General features: G+C 41.9%; 16 protein-coding genes and 1 pseudogene. 8 read left to right on the top strand and 9 right to left on the bottom strand.

The window, feature by feature from the left end; genetic code table 11:
- The first annotated feature begins 6 nt into the window (after positions 1-6).
- Both D1367_RS11125 and D1367_RS11120 read left to right on the top strand, forming a co-directional pair.
- Positions 7-2,430, top strand: coding sequence for a GH116 family glycosyl hydrolase (locus tag D1367_RS11125; RefSeq protein WP_118166516.1), 2,424 nt, complete (start codon positions 7-9; stop codon positions 2,428-2,430).
- 1,900 nt (positions 2,431-4,330) lie between these two features.
- Complete coding sequence (locus D1367_RS11120; protein WP_118166515.1) at positions 4,331-4,744, top strand: HetP family heterocyst commitment protein; 414 nt, start codon at positions 4,331-4,333, stop codon at positions 4,742-4,744.
- A 911-nt stretch (positions 4,745-5,655) separates the two neighbouring features.
- Here D1367_RS11120 and rpe read toward each other — a convergent pair.
- The gene (gene rpe, locus D1367_RS11110; RefSeq protein WP_109008981.1) at positions 5,656-6,363 is read right to left on the bottom strand and encodes a ribulose-phosphate 3-epimerase; all 708 of its coding nucleotides are present in this window, start codon (positions 6,361-6,363) and stop codon (positions 5,656-5,658) included.
- A gap of 229 nt (positions 6,364-6,592) precedes the next feature.
- Between rpe and D1367_RS11105 the strand changes: the two genes are divergently transcribed.
- Positions 6,593-8,188, top strand: a complete 1,596-nt coding sequence (locus D1367_RS11105) for a S8 family serine peptidase (protein WP_118166513.1) — start codon at positions 6,593-6,595, stop codon at positions 8,186-8,188.
- 605 nt (positions 8,189-8,793) lie between these two features.
- On the top strand, positions 8,794-10,122 hold the full coding sequence (locus tag D1367_RS11100) for a serpin family protein (RefSeq protein WP_118166512.1): 1,329 nt from the start codon (positions 8,794-8,796) through the stop codon (positions 10,120-10,122).
- Positions 10,123-10,146: 24 nt separating this feature from the next.
- On the opposite strand, the gene D1367_RS11095 is transcribed toward D1367_RS11100, so the two are convergent.
- On the bottom strand, positions 10,147-11,322 hold the full coding sequence (locus D1367_RS11095; RefSeq protein ID WP_118166511.1) for an AI-2E family transporter: 1,176 nt from the start codon (positions 11,320-11,322) through the stop codon (positions 10,147-10,149).
- Positions 11,323-11,551: 229 nt separating this feature from the next.
- Here D1367_RS11095 and D1367_RS11090 point away from each other — a divergent pair, with 229 nt between their 5' ends.
- Positions 11,552-11,938: a hypothetical protein gene (locus D1367_RS11090; protein WP_118171323.1), complete on the top strand. Its 387-nt coding sequence runs from the start codon at positions 11,552-11,554 to the stop codon at positions 11,936-11,938.
- Between the two features lie 286 nt (positions 11,939-12,224).
- The gene (locus tag D1367_RS11085) at positions 12,225-13,655 is read left to right on the top strand and encodes an LCP family protein (RefSeq protein WP_118166510.1); all 1,431 of its coding nucleotides are present in this window, start codon (positions 12,225-12,227) and stop codon (positions 13,653-13,655) included.
- On the opposite strand, the gene D1367_RS11080 is transcribed toward D1367_RS11085, so the two are convergent.
- The 6 genes and pseudogenes from D1367_RS11080 to D1367_RS11055 all read right to left on the bottom strand — a co-directional run bounded on the left by D1367_RS11080 (position 13,627) and on the right by D1367_RS11055 (position 18,833).
- Entirely contained in the window at positions 13,627-14,688 is a 1,062-nt protein-coding gene (locus D1367_RS11080) for an anthranilate phosphoribosyltransferase family protein (RefSeq protein ID WP_118166509.1), read from the bottom strand. The two genes, D1367_RS11085 and D1367_RS11080, sit on opposite strands and share 29 nt — an antisense overlap.
- Before the next feature lie 72 nt (positions 14,689-14,760).
- Positions 14,761-15,708, bottom strand: coding sequence for a LysR family transcriptional regulator (locus D1367_RS11075; RefSeq protein ID WP_118166508.1), 948 nt, complete (start codon positions 15,706-15,708; stop codon positions 14,761-14,763).
- Positions 15,709-16,083: 375 nt separating this feature from the next.
- Positions 16,084-16,329 carry a hypothetical protein gene (locus D1367_RS11070; RefSeq protein WP_118166507.1) on the bottom strand — a complete coding sequence of 82 codons (246 nt, stop codon included), beginning with the start codon at positions 16,327-16,329 and terminating at the stop codon, positions 16,084-16,086.
- Positions 16,313-16,393: pseudogene (locus tag D1367_RS32160) on the bottom strand (BrnT family toxin); the annotation flags it as partial. The gene D1367_RS11070 and the pseudogene D1367_RS32160, both read right to left, overlap by 17 nt.
- A 180-nt stretch (positions 16,394-16,573) precedes the next feature.
- Positions 16,574-17,872, bottom strand: a complete 1,299-nt coding sequence (locus D1367_RS11060) for a HEAT repeat domain-containing protein (RefSeq protein ID WP_118166506.1) — start codon at positions 17,870-17,872, stop codon at positions 16,574-16,576.
- Positions 17,873-18,419: 547 nt separating this feature from the next.
- Positions 18,420-18,833 carry a QcrA and Rieske domain-containing protein gene (locus tag D1367_RS11055; protein ID WP_118166505.1) on the bottom strand — a complete coding sequence of 138 codons (414 nt, stop codon included), beginning with the start codon at positions 18,831-18,833 and terminating at the stop codon, positions 18,420-18,422.
- Between the two features lie 497 nt (positions 18,834-19,330).
- Here D1367_RS11055 and D1367_RS11050 point away from each other — a divergent pair, with 497 nt between their 5' ends.
- On the top strand, positions 19,331-20,911 hold the full coding sequence (locus tag D1367_RS11050) for a ferredoxin--nitrite reductase (RefSeq protein ID WP_118166504.1): 1,581 nt from the start codon (positions 19,331-19,333) through the stop codon (positions 20,909-20,911).
- Positions 20,912-20,929: 18 nt separating this feature from the next.
- On the opposite strand, the gene D1367_RS30710 is transcribed toward D1367_RS11050, so the two are convergent.
- Positions 20,930-21,205 carry a hypothetical protein gene (locus D1367_RS30710; RefSeq protein ID WP_181985142.1) on the bottom strand — a complete coding sequence of 92 codons (276 nt, stop codon included), beginning with the start codon at positions 21,203-21,205 and terminating at the stop codon, positions 20,930-20,932.
- A 63-nt stretch (positions 21,206-21,268) separates the two neighbouring features.
- Here D1367_RS30710 and D1367_RS11040 point away from each other — a divergent pair, with 63 nt between their 5' ends.
- Positions 21,269-22,765: a NarK family nitrate/nitrite MFS transporter gene (locus D1367_RS11040; RefSeq protein WP_118166502.1), complete on the top strand. Its 1,497-nt coding sequence runs from the start codon at positions 21,269-21,271 to the stop codon at positions 22,763-22,765.
- Positions 22,766-22,915: the final 150 nt, after the last annotated feature.

The following is a 22,915-nucleotide window of genomic DNA, read 5'->3' as shown; positions in this document are numbered from 1 at the left end:
TAGGCGATGACAAATCAACTCTCTCCCAAAATTCCTTCTTGCACTTGGAGCCGTCCCATCGGCTTAGGCTGGGACAAACCTTATACCGTCCGCTACGCAAGTAATATCGATGATGGCCCTTGGCATGGTATGCCTTTAGGTGGCTTTGGTGCAGGTTGCATCGGTCGTTCTTCACGGGGAGATTTTAACCTGTGGCACATCGATGGCGGTGAACATACCTTCAAAAACATTCCCGCTTGCCAATTCAGTGTGTTTGAATCCAATAGCACATCTTCCCAAGCCTACGCTTTATCTACCCAAGCGCCCGATGATGGCACTCTCAAAGCTTGGCAATGGTATCCGACACTTCCCGCCACACAAGGGACGGGTAATTATCACGCACTATATCCACGTAGCTGGTTTGTGTATGAAAATATATTTCAAGCACAGTTGACTTGTGAACAGTTTTCCCCAATCTGGGCAGGTAATTATCAAGAAACTAGCTACCCTGTGGCAATATTCCTCTGGAATGCCCACAACCCCACAGATGCGCCCATTACTCTTAGCATTATGCTGACTTGGCAAAATATGGTGGGCTGGTTTACAAATGCTCTAAAATCCCCTCAAGTGCGGGTGCGCGATGATGGTAGTCCGGTTTACGAATACCAACCGCGCTGGGGCGAAAGTCAAGGAAACTATAACCAAATAGTTGAAAATACACAACAGTTTGGCTGTGTTTTAGGTCGGGTTGGTAGTGATGCTTTGCAAGAAGGTGACGGAACTTGGTGTATTGCTACAGTTAAGCATCCCCAGGTGGAAGTATTTCATCACAGCCGATGGAATCCTGATGGTACGGGTGATGAGGTGTGGCAAAGCTTTGCAAAAGATGGTTCTTTGCCTAATTATATAGATGCAAATCCAGTTGCAGAAGGTGAACAATTAGGGGCTGCGATGGCTACGCCGGCCGCAGGCATCGCACTTCGTTTCACTCTCCAACCAGGCGAAACTCTCGAAATCCCCTTTGTTCTAGCTTGGGATTTGCCGATCACAGAATTTGCTGCTGGGGTTGATTATTACCGCAGATATACAGATTTTTTTGATAAGAGTGGTAACAATGCTTGGGCGATCGCATCGACTGCACTACAAGAATATCAAAGCTGGCGATCGCAAATTCAAGCTTGGCAAAAACCGATTCTCGACCGGGAAGATTTACCCAACTGGTTTAAAATGGCTCTATTTAATGAGCTTTATGACCTCACTAGCGGCGGTACTCTCTGGAGTGCAGCATCAGAACTTGACCCCATCGGTCAGTTTGCGGTGCTGGAATGCCTAGATTACCGTTGGTATGAAAGTCTAGATGTGCGATTATACGGCTCTTTTGCCCTACTGATGCTGTTTCCAGAACTAGAAAAGTCGGTAATGCGGGCATTTGCAAGGGCGATTCCTCAAAGTGATGATACACCCAGGATAATTGGCTATTATATGACAATTAAGGCAGAAAGCCCGATCGCAGTTCGTAAAGTCGTAGGTGCAACACCCCACGATTTAGGCGCACCAAATGAACACGTATGGGAGAAAACCAACTACACCAGCTATCAAGACTGCAACTTGTGGAAAGATTTGGGTAGTGATTTTGTCTTGCAAGTATACCGTGATTTTTTGCTCACAGGTGCTGATGATGTAGAATTCTTAGCAGATTGCTGGGATGCGATCGTTCAAACCCTCGACTACCTGAAAACTTTTGACCTTGATGGCGATGGGATTCCCGAAAATTCGGGTGCGCCAGATCAAACCTTTGATGATTGGCGGTTACAGGGTGTCAGCGCCTATTGTGGTGGGTTGTGGTTGGCGGCGCTAGAAAGTGCGATCGCAATTAGCGATATTTTATTAACTTACCAGACAGGTGACACAGCATTGGCGGCGCAAAAGTCCACTTATGAAACTTGGTTACAACAATCTCTACCTATCTACCAAGAAAAACTCTGGAATGGGCAATATTACAAACTTGATAGTGAAAGTGGTTCCGATGTAGTCATGGCAGATCAATTGTGCGGACAATTTTATGCTCGTCTGCTGGACTTACCAGATATTGTACCGAGCGATCGCACTCTCTCTGCCCTAAAAACTGTTTATGAAGCGTGCTTTTTGAAATTCTGCAATGGTGAGTTGGGTGCTGCTAATGGTGTTCGTCCTGACGGTTCACCAGAAAACCCTAAAGCTACTCATCCCCTAGAAGTCTGGACAGGGATAAACTTTGGGCTGGCGGCTTTTCTTGTGCAAATGGGAATGAAAGATGAAGCGTTTAAGTTGACGCAAGCTGTGGTGCAGCAAATTTATGACAATGGTCTGCAATTTCGCACCCCTGAAGCTATCACCGCAGCTGGTACTTTCCGCGCTAGCACTTACTTACGGGCAATGGCAATTTGGGGCATTTACTTAGTTATTAATTAATTTGCCATCAAAGCGGCTCTCGTTTTGCTGCGACACACGTAGGGGCGCACAGCTATCATTGCGTGTCAACTCAAGGTGAAAGCAAATCTAGAACAAGCTTTTAAGCTGTTGTGCCTTTAATTTGCACTAATATTCTTTTCAATATGATTGTGGGGTGGGCATCTTGCCCGCCCTGATAGTGCAAATTGTATACGTAACAGCTTATAACAATACGCTTAGATTAAGCATTTTCTCTGTGTCCTCTGCGCCTCTGCGGTTCGTTAAAAATAGGACTTACCCATAAGGCAATACAGTTCAGTTAAGGATTTGTGGTACTGATTTTAAACCTGTAGAGACGCGAAATTTCGCGTCTTTACCAAGGTTTTTGGGCTTAAATGAACGGTATTGACCCATAAGGTACGAAATGTAAAGGTAATTCATGAATTGCCCTTACAGTAAATCAAGGCTTTCACTGCCTTTTTGCGTAAGTCGTTAAAAAAATTGACTTTGACAAAAAGTTTTAACCTTAACCCAACCGTATTGGTCTTTATCTGAGAAAGCAGAGTTTAGATTTGTGATTTTATTTTCCGAGTGTTTCCGGAAGCGAAGGAAAATTTCAGTAATGGTAAGAGTTGAAGGATTGAGAATTCAAGACTACTCTATGCCGACTATATCTTTATTCTAGACCGAGATATTCTTGTTGAACAAGGCACTGATCACGAACTCATAATAATTGGTAGTTTTTACTAGCATTTAGCCTAACTGCCAGAGCATCCGTAATCTCAACTTTATAAACCTTTTCAAGATTAAGACACATAGAAGTTACTGCTGAATAAACTTAACAATATTATGTGTTAGTTAACTTAATCTATATTACTAAATATTCTAATATTCTCACGGCTTAAGTCGCTACATACTTTTTAGTAAAACCATCTTGCTATAAGTGTTTTACTTGATTATATTGATGATAATTAAAACTAGCTATCTCTATTATTGCTAACCAGTATTATTTTCAAAACTAAGCTATCTGTGATTACTAACTGATAATGATAAAGTAATTCACGCTCAATTTACAGTAATTTTATTTAAATAGGCTAAAGCTGGATTCCTTGTAAATCAAGAAATATGAGGGTAATAAATATAATTATCTAATTGAACTTATTAAAAAATATGTTCAATGCTATAGCTACGAACGTTTTTTATTATTTTCATTTTACTATTTTTAGAAGTTGTTTTACATTATAGTTAATGGTAGTATTTTCTAGTGACTCGACCATAATAAAGGGTTTAAATTGAGATTGCATGGGGGGTCAGACCCCTCATGAATTAGCAAAGGAGGACAAAATTAAAAGTTGCACAATCTGCAAGTACGTATCTAAATACATTCAGTAAATTTAGCTTAAAAATCTACTAACTTAGTAGATGACATTAACGACAAAAAATAGTATAAATACGAATGGCGTTGTTAAAGCTCAAAGATAAATAAATTTTTCCCACTACTAGAAAAAATATGAAAACTTGCCGGAAAATGCTTAATTAAGCAGTAGTAAGAAATACAGGCGTTTTAACAGAGAAAGTTTATTGAATTAGGAGTTGAGAAAGTTTCAGAGGACAAAACTGCATCTACCAAGAGCTACGCCGAGACTTTTGTCCTACCAGTCAGATGATAAGACAAAAGATAAATTTTTACCTTTGACTTACTAACAAGCTATAAGCACAGTTTCCTCAATTCATCGGAGGGAATCTGGATAGTTAGGACTGAGCAGCCAACAAGCTTGATTAAAAACTTGATTGTTTTTAATCAAAGGTTAGTTCATGAAAAAAATCATCAGGTCAAATGTAGTTTTTAAACCTCAATTGAAACAGCAACAATCGCAGAAAGTTAACTAGTTTACTTCATCCAAGATAACTAAACACTATGATGAATCAAGACATTGCTGGTATTAGTAGTAACTTAGATACAACAGTCAAGGCTCAACAATTTGACAAAGTAGTTGAAGCAATTATTGCTGGAAAGTACTCCTGGGCATGTGTTTTAATGCTACGTTTTGCTGGTTATAATCCTCTCCATTACATTCCGTACCGTACCTACAATCGATTGCTCAAAGAAAATCAAACCAACAGAACAAAACAACAGCAAAATGAAAATATAAAAATGCTGAAAGATTCAAGACCTGCTTATCTTGAAGTGGTTGGAAAGCAAAAAACAGAAATTCGTGGTGGTAGTTTAGACCAGAGATTGGGACAGCCAATTAACGAACATCAATCAAGGAAATCGCCATTAAAACCAGAAGGCAGCCAAGATATTTCCTTGAAACGCTGTGGAGTCAATTAAAAAAAATTTGGAATCCAGAGATTCTGCCCTAGAGTTGATTGAGTGTCTGAGAGCCTACTATGCTAATTTAAAATTCTTAGCATGGTAGGTTTTCTATAGCAGTGATTAATTTGATATTTTTCTTAAAAATCTGCCAAAATGGCAAATATATACTGATGATATTGGTAAACTAATAACAACTACAACTTCAACCAAAATAGAGGTGATTAGCGGCAAGCAAGTTAATTTTAATAAATAAAATCAATGATTAGTTCTGACTATGAAATAAATCAAACTGATTACAAAACTAGTCAGCATTTCATGGAGTAAATAACTCCTAAGTAGGTCGGCGAGAAAAACCAAACTATGTAACGAAAAGTAAAATATCTGTATTTGGCTCGTAGTTGCGCTTTAGCGCTAAACCGCAACTACAAACCAGTGATGATTATTTGCGCCGACTTACTTATACCAAGACCAACGATAGAACCGTTGCTGCTGGTGGTTCTTTTTCTGAGGAAGTCTCAGCAAAGAGAATTTGGGGAGGTGGATTCCCCCAATCCAAATTTTACACAGCTTTCATCGACTGCAGACGATGTGAGTAATGCTTATAAAACTTTCTATCCTGTGGTTGGTGTTGCTTTAGTTAAATAAAGCAAACGCTTAACACCAATAACAGGAACGGAAACAGAAAAGTGACGGTAAAATCGTTGTCGTGGCTAGTAGAACTAGTAGGTCATACGCTTCTCTTTCGACTATTGTAATCCTATTCCTCCCAACCTGGATTATCTCTGCTTTCTAAATTTTCAATTTATATAGCAACTACTGGAAGTTCAAAACTTGAATAGCTTCCAGTTTTTTTATGTGTAAATAAAAATAGGGTAGACAATTTGCCCACCCTACTTTTTGTAGAGAATAATTAATCCAAAAATGAATTAAACCTTAGCTAATTCTGGCGTAGGACGCTTGCTATTGCGAATTGATGTAATAGCCTCAGCATAATCCTTAGCGTTAAATACAGCTGAACCGGCGACAATTGCATTAGCTCCCGCTTCCAAAACTTGCCAGGTATTATTTGCCTTGAGTCCTCCATCCACTTCAATCCAAGGGTCAAGACCGCGTTCATCACACATTTGACGCAGCTTGCGGATTTTGGGTAATACACCAGGGATAAAGCTTTGACCACCAAAACCAGGGTTGACGCTCATAATCAGTACTAAATCGCACAAATCTAGAACGTATTCAATTAGCTCTAGAGGGCTACCAGGATTAAGTACAACTCCAGCTTTCTTACCAAGCTCTTTAATTTGCCCCAAGGTGCGGTGCAGGTGTGGGGAAGCATTATGCTCGCAGTGTACAGAGATAATATCGGCACCCGCCTTAGCAAATCCTTCTACATATTTTTCTGGCTCCACAATCATCAAGTGGACATCCAGGGTCTTGGTGGTAACCGGACGAATCGCCTCCACAATCAGAGGGCCTATTGTAATATTAGGTACAAAACGACCGTCCATGACATCAACATGAATCCAATCCGCTCCAGCCGCGTCTACGGCGCGAATTTCATCACCCAGACGACTAAAATCGGCTGATAGGATAGATGGAGAAATGACAATGGGTTTTTGAGATAGGTTTTGGGTCATGGCTAGTGGATTTTTAAGCGTCCTCGTCTGTAAGCATTGTAACAAAACATTGAGCAAGACTCATAATTTTGATCCCGGATTTTTTGGGAGTGGGGAGATGAGGGAGAATAATAACTCCTAACTCCTAACTCCTAACTCCTAACTCCTAACTCCTAACTCCTAACTCCTAACTCCTAACTCCTAACTCCTAACTCCTAACTCCTAACTCCTAACTCTTGACTAATAACAAATGACTAAAAAACTAACCTGGATAATTTGGGGATTAAGTGCTTCTTGTTTGAGTGCGCCGGTAATTGCTTCGGCTTTAGAATCTGCTATAGGAACTAATGGTATTGATGCTCTGAGGCTACACCGAGCTCCTTATAATTTAATCGGTCGCAAGGTTGCTATTGGTCAGGTGGAAATTGGCCGGCCTGGAATGTTTGGGTGGGATAAGGCGGTGTCTAAAAATCGCGCTATATCTTTAGCGGCGGTGTTCTTACGCAATGGGCCAGCTAAATCAAATAGCGGTGTTGACCCCCACGCTTACAATGTCGCTGGGATGATGGTGAGTCAAGACAAAGCTTTGCCGGGGGTTGCTCCGGGAGCGCGACTGTATTCGTCTGCGGTGGGTTCCACTAAAAATATGGGTCAGCCAGAAGAGTGCTTATCAGCCCAGCACATAGCGTTACAAAATGGTGGCGATGTGCGGGCCATTAACTTTAGTTTTGGTGAACCTCTGACGCGCGATCCTAGACCAGAAGCTACTTTAGACGGCAATGCTTTACTAACTTTATGTGTTGACTGGTCTAGTCGCGTTCATGATGTTTTGTATGCGATCGCAGGCAACCAGGGTAAGGGGGGTATTCCCATCCCTACAGATAATTTTAACGGAATGAACGTGGCTTTTTCATCCCACCGTGGGAAAGTTTTTAATAAAGTAGACGTGGCTAATCTGGCGGGCGCTAACCAAGGAGTGAGTGGAAGGCTAGCTGGAAGGGAATTTAATCTTGATGGGCGTCCTGCTATCAGTTTAGTTGCTCCTGGGAATAATATTCCCTTGCTCAATCCAGATGGCAAAGTGAATAAGGTTACAGGTACTAGTTTTGCAGCGCCTCAAGTTACGGCTAGTGTTGCTCTGTTGCAAGAATTTGCTGACCGACAGATACGGACAAAACAACCGCACTGGAGCATTGATGCTCGCCATTATCAAGTAATGAAAGCTGTATTGCTGAATTCAGCAGACAAAATCCAAGATAGCGGTGATGGCTTGCTGTTGGGAATGAGCCGGACATTAATTGATAAAAAAAATCAAAGCTGGCTGGATTCTGATGCTTATAAAGATCCAAAAATTCCCTTGGATGCTCAAATGGGAGCGGGTCATTTAAATGTATTTCGCGCTTATCAGCAATTTAGTAGCGGTCAATGGCAGCCATCAACGGCTGTACCTGCCATTGGTTGGGATTATCGCACAGTTAATGCTGGAGCGTCTGTTGACTATATATTAGCAAAACCGTTAAAGCAGGGGAGTTTTGTTGCTGTGACTCTGAGTTGGGATCGATTAGTAGAACTCAACGATAAAAATAAAAACCAGCGATATGACGTAGGCGAAAATTTCCGCGATCGCGGTTTGAATAATCTCGACCTATACTTAGTAAAAGCTAATGCTCAAAATTCAGATGCTGATACTGTTTGCTCCTCAATCAGCCAAATCGATAGTGTAGAACATATTTTTTGCCCCGTTGCTGCTGCTGGCAATTACAAAATCCGCGTCCAGTTTCGTCAAAAGTTAAATGAAGTGACTCAACCCTATAGTTTAGCTTGGTGGAGTGTACCTATCAATTAAATCAGTGAACAGTTATCACAGTAACTCTTTCGGGGATTTGTCCTTCACTGAAACCTACCACTTGTTAGAAGTGGGGGACTCTGACGAATTGGATAAATACATCATGCAACTGATAACTGTTGAAATAGGGCAGCACAGCCGTGCATACGTGTCAACTTAAGCTAAAAGTAGCAAAACTTTCAGCTTCCTCACCCGCCTCGAACTTCAGTTCCTTGCGGGACATGGCTTTTACGTTAAGTTGACACCAATGACAGCCGTGTGTCCCTATAAAAGCTTGGTATTTCGTGAACTGAAAAGCGTGATTTTATCTTTAAAAACCAAGAGCGCTGGTTATTTTGCGATTAGGTAGTCTAAAATACTTTTATAGATAAATAGACATCTCCGAAAAATCGAGATTTTTCATAATTCATCTGCATAATCGCCTCAATTAGGAATTCACAACTCTAATCAGTTGTGTTTAATTCCTCTGAGTTACTAAATTGCTGTTACAGAAACTGTAACAGTCCCACTTTTCTATTGGAGCAAATGCAATAGTTAATCATTGACACAGTGTCTGCGTCAACCATAATCACAGATCGGGAATCTTTGGCAAGTGAGGTGGTAAAATGAATCCGCAGAAATATAGTAGTATGAGAGAAAATTTCATGCAAAGACGTTACGGTGTTAGTCTAGGCAGACGCTATGCTATGGCAGCCGCAAGTGTTGTTTTATGCAGTGTATTAGGGTATTCTCAAATCGAGAGTAATAAAAGTGCCCTTGCCCAATCTGGTTTACCTCAGCCAGAAACTCCATTGCAAAAAAAAACACTCAAGACTGATACCAAAATTGTTGATAGCAATAAGTTTGGCTTCAAACTGTTTTCAGAAGTTCTGAAAAAGGATCAGGATCAGAAGAATGTTTTTCTCTCACCAACGAGTGTTGCGATCGCTTTAGCTATGACCTACAACGGCGCTAGCGGCACGACTCAACTAGCGATCGCAAAAACTCTGGAATTACAGGGGCTGAATCTATCAGAAATTAACTCCTCTTACAAGGCGGCATTAAACCAGCTTTTAGACAATTCTGATCCGAAAGTGCAACTGAAGATTGCTAACTCACTTTGGGCAAATAAAAATTTTAGCTTTCAGCCAGACTTTTTCCAGAGAACGCAGTATTTCTATCAAGCTAAGGTCAGCAATTTAAACTTTCAAGATCCCGCCGCGCCTAATATTATCAATAAGTGGGTAAAAGATAATACTAATGGTAAAATCGCTAAGATAATTGAAAAAATTGAACCAGGTCAGGTGTTGTTTTTAATTAATGCCATTTATTTCAAAGGAAAATGGAGTAAAGAATTTGAAAAAAGTCAAACTGCTCCATACCCTTTTTATACCACATCTGGCAAGCCAAAACAACACCCGATGATGTCACAAAGTGGTGACTATAGATACTATGAAAGCAAACAGTTTCAGGCTGTTAGTTTACCTTACGGCAAAGATGGGAAATTCAGCTTTTATATTTTCCTGCCAAAACAGAACTCTAACCTGAAAGCCTTCTATCAAAACTTGAAGGTTGAGAACTGGGATAAATGGATGACTCAGTTCAGCAAACAAAAAGGGTTTATTCGCTTACCCCGATTTAAAAGTGAGTATGATGTTACTCTCAATAACGCCTTAAAAACCTTAGGCATGGAAGAGGCTTTCAGCAGCAAAGCCAATTTTTCTGGCATGGGTAAAAATCTTAGCATCAGCGAAGTTAAGCATAAAACTTTTGTTGAAGTTAACGAAGAAGGCACGGAAGCGGCTGCGGCTACTTCAGTGGGTATAACAGTAACAACTTCTATTTCTATAGAGCAACCATTCGAGATGATTGTTGATCGTCCATTCTTCTGTGCCATTAGGGATAATCAGACAGGAAGGGTTTTGTTTATGGGTTCTATCATTGACCCACAATGAGGAGGCAGAAGGCCTCCTACCTCCTTAAGGTAATGTCGCTTCAGAAATACTCAATGTATTGTTAGCGTCAGCTTTCGAGGACTGGTTTGCTGCAATAGGTGCAGTTATCTCCCCTGTGGTGCTGTCGTCTGTCTCGCTGTTTAGGCTCCCAGGACGCAAGGCGCTTAAAGCAGTCTTAATCACAACAGCCGTGGGTACTGCCACAATTACCCCCAACAATCCGCCAATTCTTGCGCCTGTTAAGACCGAAATTAAAATCCAAACTGGATTTAAACCAGTAAAGCTGCCTAAAATTCGGGGGGCAATTAAGTTTTCGAGAATTTGCTGTACAATTACTGCTGCTATCAAGACTCTCACACCCATTGAAAAATCTTGCAGTGCTACCAATAGTGTAGTCAGGGCGATACCTACAGAACCGCCAAAGGGGACGAGAGCCATCAAACCAATAGTTAGGCCAAATAGTAGACCAAATGGCACTTTCAGCCACAAAAAGGTAGGAATGAGGGCTGATGCCATGCAAGTCGATAAAATCAACTGGGTGATGAAGAAATTTTGGAAGCTCAGGCGGACTGTTTTAGAAAAAGGATCGCGAAATTTAGAGGGTAGCCATTCTACTAAACTTTCCCACAGTTCACCCCCATGCTGTAAAAGGTAGAAAGTCAAAACCATCGTCAAGAGAATATCTAGCAGGCTAGTGACTGTAACAACTGCTAGATTCAAAACTTGTCCAGCGATCGCTTGCAATTGTCCCTTGACGCGATCGTTGATTTGCACTACCAGAGCATCAAGGTTAATCGGTAAACCATAAGTCTCAGCTTTTTCGTTTAATATCATTAACTGAGAGCGTCCAGAGTCGATTAACTCTGGTAAACGAGCCACCAATTGTTGAGCTTGGGTAAGGGCCAACGGAAAAAGTGTCACACCCAAGGCTAATAAAATCGATAAAGCCAAGAGAAATACTAAAATAGCGACTTGCTCTCGTTTAGCACCATGATGCTCCATCCAGCTCACGGGGTAGTTGAGCAGAAATGCTAGCACTGAGGCTCCAACTAAAATGACTATGAGAGAATGGAAATAATTAAAAAATACCGAAAGTGCCCAACCATTAAGAACTAGTAGCGGTAGGAATAACGCGATCGCCCCGATTCGCGCTATTGGTGTGAATGTTTGCCACCAGTCGAGTAGCTTGCGTGTCTGCATTTTGAGCTGATTGCTGGATAGAACTAAATAAAATCTTTCTTTACAGATTATTATCTCTAACTATATGGGTCTTATTCATCCTTCTAGTTTAGGAGTTAGACTAATCCCAATGGAAAATTTTGAACCGAAAGAGAATGGGGAGTGGGGAGTGGGGAGTGGGGAGTGGGGAGTGGGGGAAGCAGGGGAAGCAGGGGAGGCAGGGGGAGAAATAACAAATGCCCAATACCCAATGCCCAATACTTCGACTTCGCTCAGTACAAGTGCCCCATGCCCAATCCCCAAAACACAGTTGCTTTTACATTTGATTCCAATCATCGGCTTTTTTCCGTCCTTGTGGACTCTCTATCGGGGTCAAGGGAGTCGGGAACAACTTGCTATTAGCCGTCTATCTATTACTTTGGCGCTTACTTGGCTGTTGGGATATCTATTGTTAGCTACCGGAGCAGCAACTTCAGATTTTTTTGGGCTACGTCTTTTTATCCTGAATAGTTTTCTTACGTCGGGTTACTTTTTAGTAAGTCTCTGGTTGATTTTGCGCCTAATCCAGGGAAAATCTGGGCGTTTACCAGGGTTTACTACCTTAGCCGAACGAGTACTAGGAAAGTACTTATCTTAATTTTTTAGGGTGAGAAATTTTCAGTAGTTTTACCTATTTCCTAAAAAATTACTGTTGATTTATCTATATATCTAGTCAAATCCAGTTTATTATTGCCATACTTCAGTAAAACATCTCTAGGTTGGCCCAAAAGAAGGAAAAATGCTGCTATAAGTGTTGTGGTTGACACTACATTAAAAAAATTAGCACTGATAATTAAGAGTTAGTTATTATGGGTTGATTTGTTTGGATGTTTTTAGTTTGCAAATTTACCGAATTTGATTATTGAGTAAGTGTGAGGAAGTCTGTGACCATTCAAAGAAGTTCGGCGGAAGAAAACCAGTCGGGAAAAGCCTCAAAGTCCAGTAAAAGAATTCCCCTTTCCCATAACTCGAAATCCGGGCGTTGGCTATGGTTTTGGGTAGGTATGAGTGGGATTGCAATGGTGTCAGCAACAGCAGGGGCGCTTTTGGCGGTGTCTTTGACCAGTACACCTTTGCAACAAGCCCAGCTAAGTCCACAGGATGAGGCGGTCTTTGATGGCGATCGCATTTCTGGAGGTGTGCTGCAATTTTCAGAATTAACTCGCCCGGTGAATCTCTTGGTTATGGGGATGAGTGTACTTCCTCCAGATGTGCAAAATCCTCCCGAAGAAACCAAAAACCTTAGATATCTGCCCCAAGTAAACTCCTTTGATGGTCTTGCTGATGTGATGCTCTTGGTCAAATTTGATCCAGAGACGAAAAAAATAGTTATGCTCTCGGTTCCCAGAGATACCCGTACAGAAATAGAGGGGTATGGGGTGAGAAAAATTAATGCCGCTAATATTGAAGGTGGGCCAGCTTTGACTGCCAGAACCGTCAGTAATCTCTTAGGTGGCGCCGGAATTGATCGCTATGTGCGAATTAATGTTCTCGGAGTTGCCAAGCTAATTGATGCTTTGGGTGGCGTGACAGTTTATGTCCCCAAAGATATGAAGTACCAAGATGATTCTCAGCATTTGTACATCAATTTGAAGGCGGGTAAGCAGCATCTCAACGGCGAACAGACACTTCAATTGCTGCGGTTTCGCCATGACGAACTCGGAGATATTGGTCGCATTCAGCGCCAGCAAATGGTCATGCGGGCTTTGATGGATCAAACACTCAACCCAGCTACTGTAACTCAATTACCTAAAGTTCTTGATGTAGTTAAAGACCACATTGATACCAACTTGACGGTTGAAGAATTAGTGGCGCTAATGGGTTTTGGGGTGCGAACAAATCGCTCTAATATGCAGATGTTAATGCTGCCAGGTCGCTTTAGCGAGAAGAATGAGTTTGATGCTAGCTATTGGTTGCCTAACAAAAATGGTATTGCCAAACTGATGGCTCAACACTTTGGTTTGGAGTCAGAACAGGAACAGCAGGCTACTGCGACTGACCCACATTCTTTACGTGTAGCAATTCAAGATAGTACAGGTGGCGATCGCTCTAACCTGCGACCATTGATTAGAGCCTTGGAAAAATCTGGATATCGCAATATCTATGTAGCCAAGGCATGGGGTGAACCTCTAGATGTGACTCATATTGTCGCCCAGCAAGGAGATGGTGACAGTGCCGAAGCAATTCGTGACACTTTAGGGTTTGGCGAAGTGCGTGTAGAAAGTACTGGCAACCTTGGCTCAGATATCAGTATTCAAGTCGGTCAGGATTGGTTGCAACAAAAATCTATTTTGGAGAAGTCGCTAACACCCTAAAGTTGAGTTCTTGGAGTTTAGCTGCTACTGCACCATTGGTTAATAATTCTTCTGCCTTAGCTAAACCCTCTGGCATATTTGGACAAATACCACTCCGCCATAGGTAAAATCCGCCATTCCACAAGGCTGTTTGCATTAGTTCGCCTGGTTCACCTGCCAAAACCTTCTGCATATCCGCCACTAGTTCTTCAGTAGTTCCAAGGGGTACGTTCTTGGTAGTAAAGCCGTAATCACGCGGTACGAGGTGTAATCGTTCTACCTCTTGGGATGCTACAGATGAAGATAAGCTGATGATTGCAGTGCGATCGCGCGGTAAGTCGCAACTACCTTCCAATCCTTTTACGAATGTAAATTTTGTTACTCCCCGCAGCCCCAAAGCTATCTGAAACATCCCTTCTGTCGGCGGATGCACAAACCCAGCAATTACGTGAGCATCCCCGGCATAAGGACACCAGATTAGCTCCATTGTCGCCAATGGCGGACGTTTGCCAAGTTGGTCGCGGTATTCCCAAATACTTTTAGCTAAGGGAAAATGCTGAGGTAGATAAATAAAGCCGATTCCCGTTTGCTCAAACACTTGTTGGGTTTTTGCTAGTGGTACGACAGTCCAATCGACTCCTAAACCTTGCCAAATATCTATTAGAGGTAAGCCGTACTTAGTTGGGAGGCGATCGCCACCATGCATTACCACTGGTTGGCCAACTGTGGCGAGTAGTAAAGCTATTACCGGACTAATTGGTGCTGTGCGGGTTCTGCCATCATAAGGGATACCAAGAGCGATCGCTGGTCTTTGAGAGACGATTGGTTGCAGTTTTGGCCCCAGTTCATCATAAGCATCCAACATTCCCGCTAACTCTTCCCCCGTGGGGCGTTTGATTCGATGAGCAATCAAAAACGCTCCGATTTGGGCTGGTGTAGCTTCACCCAGCAGCATCATTTTAATGGCGGTGGCTGCTTCGGCACGAGTTAAATTCTCACCTGTGTGGTTTCCGCTACCTACTTTTTTCAGTAATTCCCGAAATACATTGCTCATTTGTACTTTGTCCTTTGTGCTTTGTCATTTGTGAATAACCGAAAATGACTAATGACCAATGACTAATGACCCTTAAGAAGCCGATCGCTGCTGGTCAATTTGCAGTGGGATATTTTCGCGCACGAGTTGCCAAAAGTGCTTAATGGGGGGAATTTGCAGTCGGTCTTGAGTTGTTACCATAACTACCCGACGAGTCAAACTGGAACCATCTGCTAAACCAGTAGTATTATTGCTGGCTAAGGAACGAATCGCTAGGGTAGGGTCAAGACGAGCTTCCACTAATGCTGATTGAGGTAGCAAAGCTATCAGTTCTCCTTGGCGCACCACTCCCCGAAAGGCATCTAGGGTATTTACCTCTAAAGCCGCTTGGAGTGTAGCTTCCATTCGCTCAAATTTATCTTGTATTAAACGCTGCATCCCATAACCATCTTTAAAAACCACTTGGGGATAACGAATTAGCTCCGACCAAGGGACGTATTCATATTGGGCTAGGGGATGATTGGCGGCGGTTAGAACTTCTATCGGTTCATCATAAAGTACTTCTACCACCATTTCTCTACCAGTGATTAAAAAGCGATTATTCATCACAATTGCTAAATCCACCAATCCATCTTTGAGGACTTTCAGGGCGCGATCGCTTCCCAATGAAGTCACCCGCAATTGCACATCTGGATAATCATGACAAAATTTTTGCAACACTGGGGGTAAGTAAGATCCGCATACTGAGTGAATCGCGGCAATGCAAAGTTCTGGTTGCTTTCCGGCGATTAAATCGGCTAATTCTTCTGTAGCTATCTGCCATTCTTGGCAAATTTTGCGGGCACGGGGTAGTAAAGATTCACCTGCCAGTGTCAATTTGGCGTGACTAGTTCTGTGAAACAGTTCTACACCCAAATCTGCTTCTAATGCCTGGATTTGGCGACTAATAGTCGATTGGGTAATACCACATGTTCGCGCTGCTTGTTGAAAGCTGCCGGTTTGTGCGATCGCCAGAAAGGCTTGCAACTGCTCTAGGCGCATTTTTATGTAGCCTGAATTACATTTATAGCTTTCATTAAGTTAACGGTTTTTTATCCACAATTTAGTATAGTTTGTTACAGCATTTTTTATCTGATTTACATTTGTGTAAAACAGGTTTGACTGCCTTAATCGTCAATTATCCGCTTTGCTACGGGTTGTTTCGGAAAATATCGCCAAAAAAAGAATTGACTATATTGTGCTGAAATATATGAATTTTTAGATAAGACTTTTAAAATATGCGGGGGATTATAAGGTTTGAGCAACACAAGTAAGTTTCTGTGTAACCTCAAGCAAATAGCTGTGCAATTTGCGGATACGCCTGCGATCGCGTCATACTTGCTTGCATTTACTGATTACAAATTATATTGATTATTTTTATTCTGTCTGCTGCACCGCAGTATTAGGCTGCTGGCGTTGGGCAACCTGAATTAACAACCTCAATGCCTCATTCACCGTTTTATCATTAGGAAAAGCTTGGGCAACATCGGGATCTAAAAGTACTAAATTTGTTCCCTGACGATACCGCTCAATATAGTTGCCTCTGATGCCTCCCTCCATTTGAGCAAAATCGTACTCAGAACGTAATTCGTCTTCCATTTCATTCTCAATTTCTTTCTTCATAAAACCTTTTCTCCTTACGGGTGGCTTTTCGAGCGCTGATAATTCGTACTTTTTCTCCTCGATCGGTGTGTGCAACGACTAAGAGTTGTTCAAACCTAGATACACCAAATCAGCGTAATATTCTTTCAAGTTGTTTGAGATCAGGGATTGTACGAACTTTCCAATAACGCATATTGCCAAACTTGGGAAACTTATCAAGGTTAGTATTTACTTGCCCTTTATGCTCATCCTTCATTGAAGGAAATTACCACTCAGCTAAAGCGATCGCTATTCCTTGTTGCAAATCTGGTGTGAGTGCAGCATTATTTGCTAAGTGCTGCAATTGTTGATATGTAGCTTCCCCATCCAAATTTTTTAATGCTGCGATCGCATGTAGTCTCACCGATATATTCTTGACAGCTAGCAGCGAAATCAATGGTTCAATAGCTTGCATTTCGCCTAACTGTCCTAAAGATAAAGCGATCGCACTTTTGACACTGACAATCTCTCTGGCTGGATGCTGCGATCGCAGGATTTGCAATAATATTTCTGTGGCTAGTGTAGTTTGCGGCTTTTGCACTCGCCCCAAAACTGTAACAATTTCTTGCCAAAGTATCTCTGAAGTGATTTGATTAAATGCTGTTTGTAAATATTCCAAACTAGATAACGTCCCCAGCCAACTTAAAGCGCGGATGGTTTCTAATTGTAGTGGTAGCGGTGTATGAGGTGATATTAGCAGCTTAAATAATTGCTGGGCTGCATTATCACAACCCATCCGAGAAAGGGAAACTGCGGCTGCACAACAAACATCAATATTAAAGTCGTAAAGCTTGGGTTGTAGTCTCGCCACCAAATCTAAGGCTTCGCGTAAGTCGGGGCGAAAACCTAAACCAAGCACTGCTGCACGCCTAACTGTAGCGGCTATATCATCCAAAGCGTTTAACAAGATTGGTGGTACACGTTCGTCATGAAAGCTGCTGAGGGCTTCAATTGCAGCCGTGCGGATTGCTGCTTGTGGATCTTGCACTACACTTAATAGCGGTGTGATGGTTTCTGTTTGGGGAATGCAGGAAAGCGATCGCACTGCTAAAAGCCGTGTATCTTCATCTGCTAGAAGTTCAGTTAGTGAAGTAATCGCAACACTACCCATTTGCCCTAGTGCTGTAGCTGCGATCGCTTTGAGTTCTTCATCCTCATCGGTTTTCAACAATTCCACTAAGGGTGCGATCGCTTCTGGATGCTGAAATTCGCCTAAAGTTCGTGCTGCATACCAGCGTAATTCTTCTTCTGCATCTTCATCTTCTAATATATCAATGAGTGGTGGGATGGCAATATTTCCCAAGCTAGTCAACACTTTGGTGATTTCCCAGCGTTGCTGAAAATCTCCCATCTCTAAGATTGAAAGTGTTAATTTCAGCAGATATTCTCGATTTTTAACTATTTCTGGATGTTCAGAATCTATCCCTAAAATTAATTGTTGTAAATATTGAATGAGTGATGAGCAATCAGCTGCATCGTATGCTGTCTGGGCTTGCACCAAAAGCTGGTTGATATTACTCACCATACCCTGAATTGTGAATTATATGAATACAACAAAAACACAAAATCGTAAATAAATCGCTGCTTTTATTTGCCCTTATACCATTCCACTTTAATAATGATACAAATACGCTCTTTTGGGGCATGGCGCAATACCCATTAGTGTCAACTTAACGTAAAAGTCATGTCTCGTAAGGAACTGAAGTTCGTTGCTAATAGCGAAAGTCTTCTATTGATGACTAAATATAACCAAAAATCTTTAGTCTACTTCAGTAGACTTTAGCTAAAAGCCAAAGGAATTTATTCCCAGGCGGGTGAGTTCGCCAACAGTTAAGCTACTTTTAGGTTAAGTTGACACGTATGGGCATTGCGCCTTGCCCTTACGATAAATCTATATGTATCAAGATTTTAGGGAATTGGTATTACTCTACTTTTTAGTAGATCATTACACCAATGTTATCAGATTGTAGCTAGCGGCTTTAGCTCTGATTTAAGCACTAAAGTGCATACTACGAACTACGAATTACGTTAGCGTAGCGGTAGCGAGTATTCGAGCGTCATTACGAATTATTTTAACTTGCCTTGACTACAACTGAATTACCCTCAATTTTGACGGCGTAAGTTTTAAGCGCTTCTGTCGCTGGGCCTTTTTGCACTTTACCGTCAATTCCAAATTCCGAATTATGACAAGGGCAGACGAATTTTTTTGTCTCAGCTTTCCATCCCACTGTGCAACCTGCGTGAGTACAGGTAGGGTTAACTGCTGTCAGATTTGCACCTTTAGATGTACCGACTACCAACACAGGCCCAGCAGGTGAGTTTTTCGCCAGCAATTGGCCCGTTTTATCTAATTCTGCTGATGTACCTACTGTTTCCCAATTCTTAGATACTGGAGTTGTTTGAGAAGAACAGGCTGCGATCGCTACAGGTAGAGAACTCGCTATCAAACCCAAACCTACCCAATTAATAAAATCACGACGTTTCATAGCTGCTGAAATAATATCTAAGTTTTAGCTAACATTTGCCACTCAATTTTGGATTCAGAATTGATTTATGGCAATCCAAAATCCTTTCGATCATTTCAAATACTAATCATTAAGGGGTTTGCGTAAGATATTGGTTGGCTTTGATGCAATAAATGCATATTGTTTATCCGTTTTCAGCAATCTTACCAAAAAACCGTAGCTATTTATACGATTTTAACAGAAATATGCCTTTAATTTATAAGTATCGAAATTGTTACATGAACATTATCTAAACCTGCTTGACAAATTTCCCAGATGTAAATGGTGACAAGTTTTGCTTAACTAATCACGGATTTGGAGTTTCGCTTTGAATGCTTTGAAGTAAAAATAATCAACCGTAAGCAAATATTAAGTTTTTAATTCCTAATCCTCGTAGATACAACACCTAATGGAACTACGGGTTGATTGATATTGGGCAATTATCACCATATTCAGTAGTTTAAACGAGAGTCAGCCTCATGACAGACACAACAACTAACACTACCAGCCTCAATAAATTCGAGAAATTGAAGGCGCAAAAAGATGGACTCGCAATCAGGGATGAGATAGAGAAATTTGCCGCTTTGGGCTGGGAAGCAATGGACGAAACCGATCGCGATCATCGACTTAAATGGGTGGGTGTGTTTTTCCGCCCAGTCACCCCAGGTAAGTTTATGATGCGGTTGCGGATGCCTAACGGTATTCTCAGCAGCAGTCAGATGAATGTTTTAGCCCAAGTAGTGCAACGTTACGGTGATGATGGTTGCGCTGATATTACTACGAGACAGAATATCCAATTACGGGGGATCAGAATTGAAGATTTACCAGATATCTTTAATAGATTTCACGCAGTTGGTTTAACCACTATCCAGTCAGGGATGGATAACGTTCGCAATATAACAGGCGATCCGGTGGCGGGGTTGGATGCAGATGAGTTGTATGACACACGAGAGTTGGTACAGCAAATTCAAGATATGCTCACCAACAAAGGCGAAGGAAATCCAGAGTTTAGCAACTTACCACGGAAGTTTAATATTGCGATCGCAGGAGGAAGAGACAATTCAGTTCATGCTGAAATTAACGATTTAGCTTTTGTTCCAGCATTTAAGGAAGCAGGGGAGCAAAATTTCCCCTCTAAAATATTCGGGTTTAACGTCTTAGTGGGTGGTTTTTTCTCGGCTAAACGTTGTGAAGCGGCGATTCCTCTGAATGCTTGGGTACTTCCTGAAGATGTGGTAGCCGTATGTAGAGCAGTTTTAGAAGTCTTTCGTGATCATGGCCCGCGTGCTAATCGGCAAAAATCCCGCTTGATGTGGCTAATTGATGAATGGGGTGTAGAAAAGTTTCGAGCAGAAGTAGAAAGCCGTTTAGGTAAATCATTGTTACCCGCAGCAGCAAAAGACGAAATCGACTGGGAAAAACGCGACCACATCGGGGTATATAAACAAAAGCAAGCAGGATTAAATTACGCAGGTTTGAACATTCCCGTCGGGCGACTATATGCCGAAGATATGTTTGAAATTGCTCGTCTAGCGGAAGTTTACGGCAGTGGCGAAATCCGGTTTACAGTTGAGCAAAACATCGTTATCCCCAACATTTCTGACTCGCGTTTAGCAACATTTTTAACAGACCCTTTGCTAGAGAAGTTTTCTATTGATCCAGGTTTGCTAACGCGATCGCTAGTATCCTGCACAGGCGCACAATTTTGCAACTTTGCCCTCATCGAAACCAAAAACCGCGCCCTGGCAATGATAAAAGCCCTAGAAGAAGATTTAACCTTCACCAATCCAGTGCGAATTCACTGGACAGGTTGCCCCAACTCATGCGGACAGCCCCAAGTTGCAGACATCGGCTTGATGGGAACTAAAACTCGCAAAAATGGCAAAACCTTGGAAGGCGTTGACATATATATGGGTGGCAAAGTCGGCAAAGACGCTCATTTAGGAACTTGCGTCACCAAAGGCATACCATGCGAAGACTTGCAGCCAGTATTGCAAGATTTACTTATCAAAAACTTTGGGGCAAAACTCAAGCAAGAAGCCATATTAGTTAGTAACTGATTGGGGATTTGTCATTTGTCATTTGTCATTTGTGATTGGGCAAAACTCATATTTCAACCTTAAAGGCTCAACGTCCGAGTTCAAAGGCTCAACCTTCGAGTAAAAAGGTGCAACGTCCGAGTAAAAAGGCTCAACCTTCGAGTAAAAAGGCTCAACCTTCGAGTAAAAAGGCTCAACCTTCGAGTAAAAAGGTGCAACGTCCGAGTTCAAAGGCTCAACCTTCGAGTTCAAAGGCTCAACCTCCGAGATAAAAGGCTCAACCTCCGAGATAAAAGGTTGAACCTTCGAGTTCAAAGGCTCAACCTCCGAGTTCAAAGGCTCATCTTCTGCGTATTTTATTCAATTAGAAAGATTAGAATGCTTAAAAACTTATTTTCGTTCAGCGATCGCTACCGCATCTTACATCAAACTTGGTTTGCTTTCTTTCTCACCTTTGTTTGTTGGTTTAACTTTGCTCCCTTCGCTACAACCATTGGCAAAGAGCTAAGTTTAGCGCCTGAGCAAATTAAAACTTTAGGCATCTGTAACCTTGCTCTCACAATTCCCGCCCGGTTAATAATTGGGATGCTTCTGGATCGTTTTGGCCCCAGAATCACCTACTCAATGCTACTAATGTTTGCAGTAGTTCCTTGTTTAGCAACCGCACTAGCGCAAGATTTTAATCAACTAGTTATCAGTCGTTTGCTGATGGGAATTGTCGGATCTGGGTTTGTTGTCGGTATCCGCATGGTAGCAGAATGGTTCCAGCCGAAAGAGATGGGAATTGCTCAAGGCATTTATGGCGGTTGGGGTAACTTCGGGGCTTTTGGTGCGGAATTTGCCTTACCGATACTTGCAGTTTCTACTAGCTTTTTTGCTGGTGGTGCTTCTAACTGGCGGTTTGCGATCGCATTTACAGGGATTGTTACAGCTATCTATGGCGTAATTTATTACAACACTGTCCAAGATACACCCACAGGTAAAGTCTACAAGAAACCTAAGAAAAATGGTTCTTTAGAAGTGACCAGTATTAAAAGCTTCTGGGCGATGATTGTCTCGAATTTTGGTTTGATTTTCGCTCTAGGTTTATTAGCTTGGCGCTTAGAACAAAAGAACATTCACTTCTTAACTTTGAGCCAAATGTATCTGACTTGGTTACTATTAGCAGGATTGTTTGCTTATCAAAGTTACCAAGCTTGGCAGGTAAACCGAGAACTTCTAACTGGTAAAAAAACTTACGCTCCATCTGAACGCTTTCAATTTGGTCAAGTAGCCTTACTCGAATTCACTTACATAACTAACTTTGGCAGTGAACTAGCAGTTGTTTCCATGCTCCCGGCATTCTTTGAAAAAACTTTTGCTTTAGAACATGTTGTAGCTGGGATGATTGCCGCGATCTATCCATTCTTAAATTTAGTTTCTCGTCCTAGTGGTGGCTTAATTTCTGATAAATTTAGCTCCCGGAAATGGACAATGACAATTATCAGTGTCGGCATTGGCGTTAGTTATTTGATTGCACATTTTATTAATGGTAACTGGCCAATTCCAGCTGCGATCGCAGTTACAATGTTGGCCGCCTACTTTGCCCAAGCCGGCTGCGGTGCAACCTATAGCATCGTACCCCTAATTAAGAAAGAAGCCACTGGACAAATTGCTGGAAACGTGGGAGCTTACGGTAATTTTGGCGGCGTAGTTTACCTGACAATTTTTAGCTTAACCGACGCTCCCACACTATTTTCCACAATGGGTATAGCTGCTTTAATCTGCGCTTTCATGTGCGCCTTCTTCCTCAAAGAACCAAAAGGTTCCTTTGCCCCTGCTTATGAAGGTGAACTACCAGAAACCGCAACACCTATCTTCTTAACTGAAGAATAATCAACTCAAGGATGAAGTAAAAAATTCACTATCAAATCTGAATTAGGGAACTTTACACTTCATCCTTCCATAGCAATCCTAATTCATAAAAATCTCTTTTTCTTCTCTCTGCGCTCTTGGCGTCTTGGCGGTTCGTTAAGAAAATTTATG

Source organism: Nostoc sphaeroides, assembly GCF_003443655.1.
Lineage (GTDB): Bacteria > Cyanobacteriota > Cyanobacteriia > Cyanobacteriales > Nostocaceae > Nostoc > Nostoc sphaeroides.
This window is presented reverse-complemented; position numbering and strand designations above follow the sequence as displayed.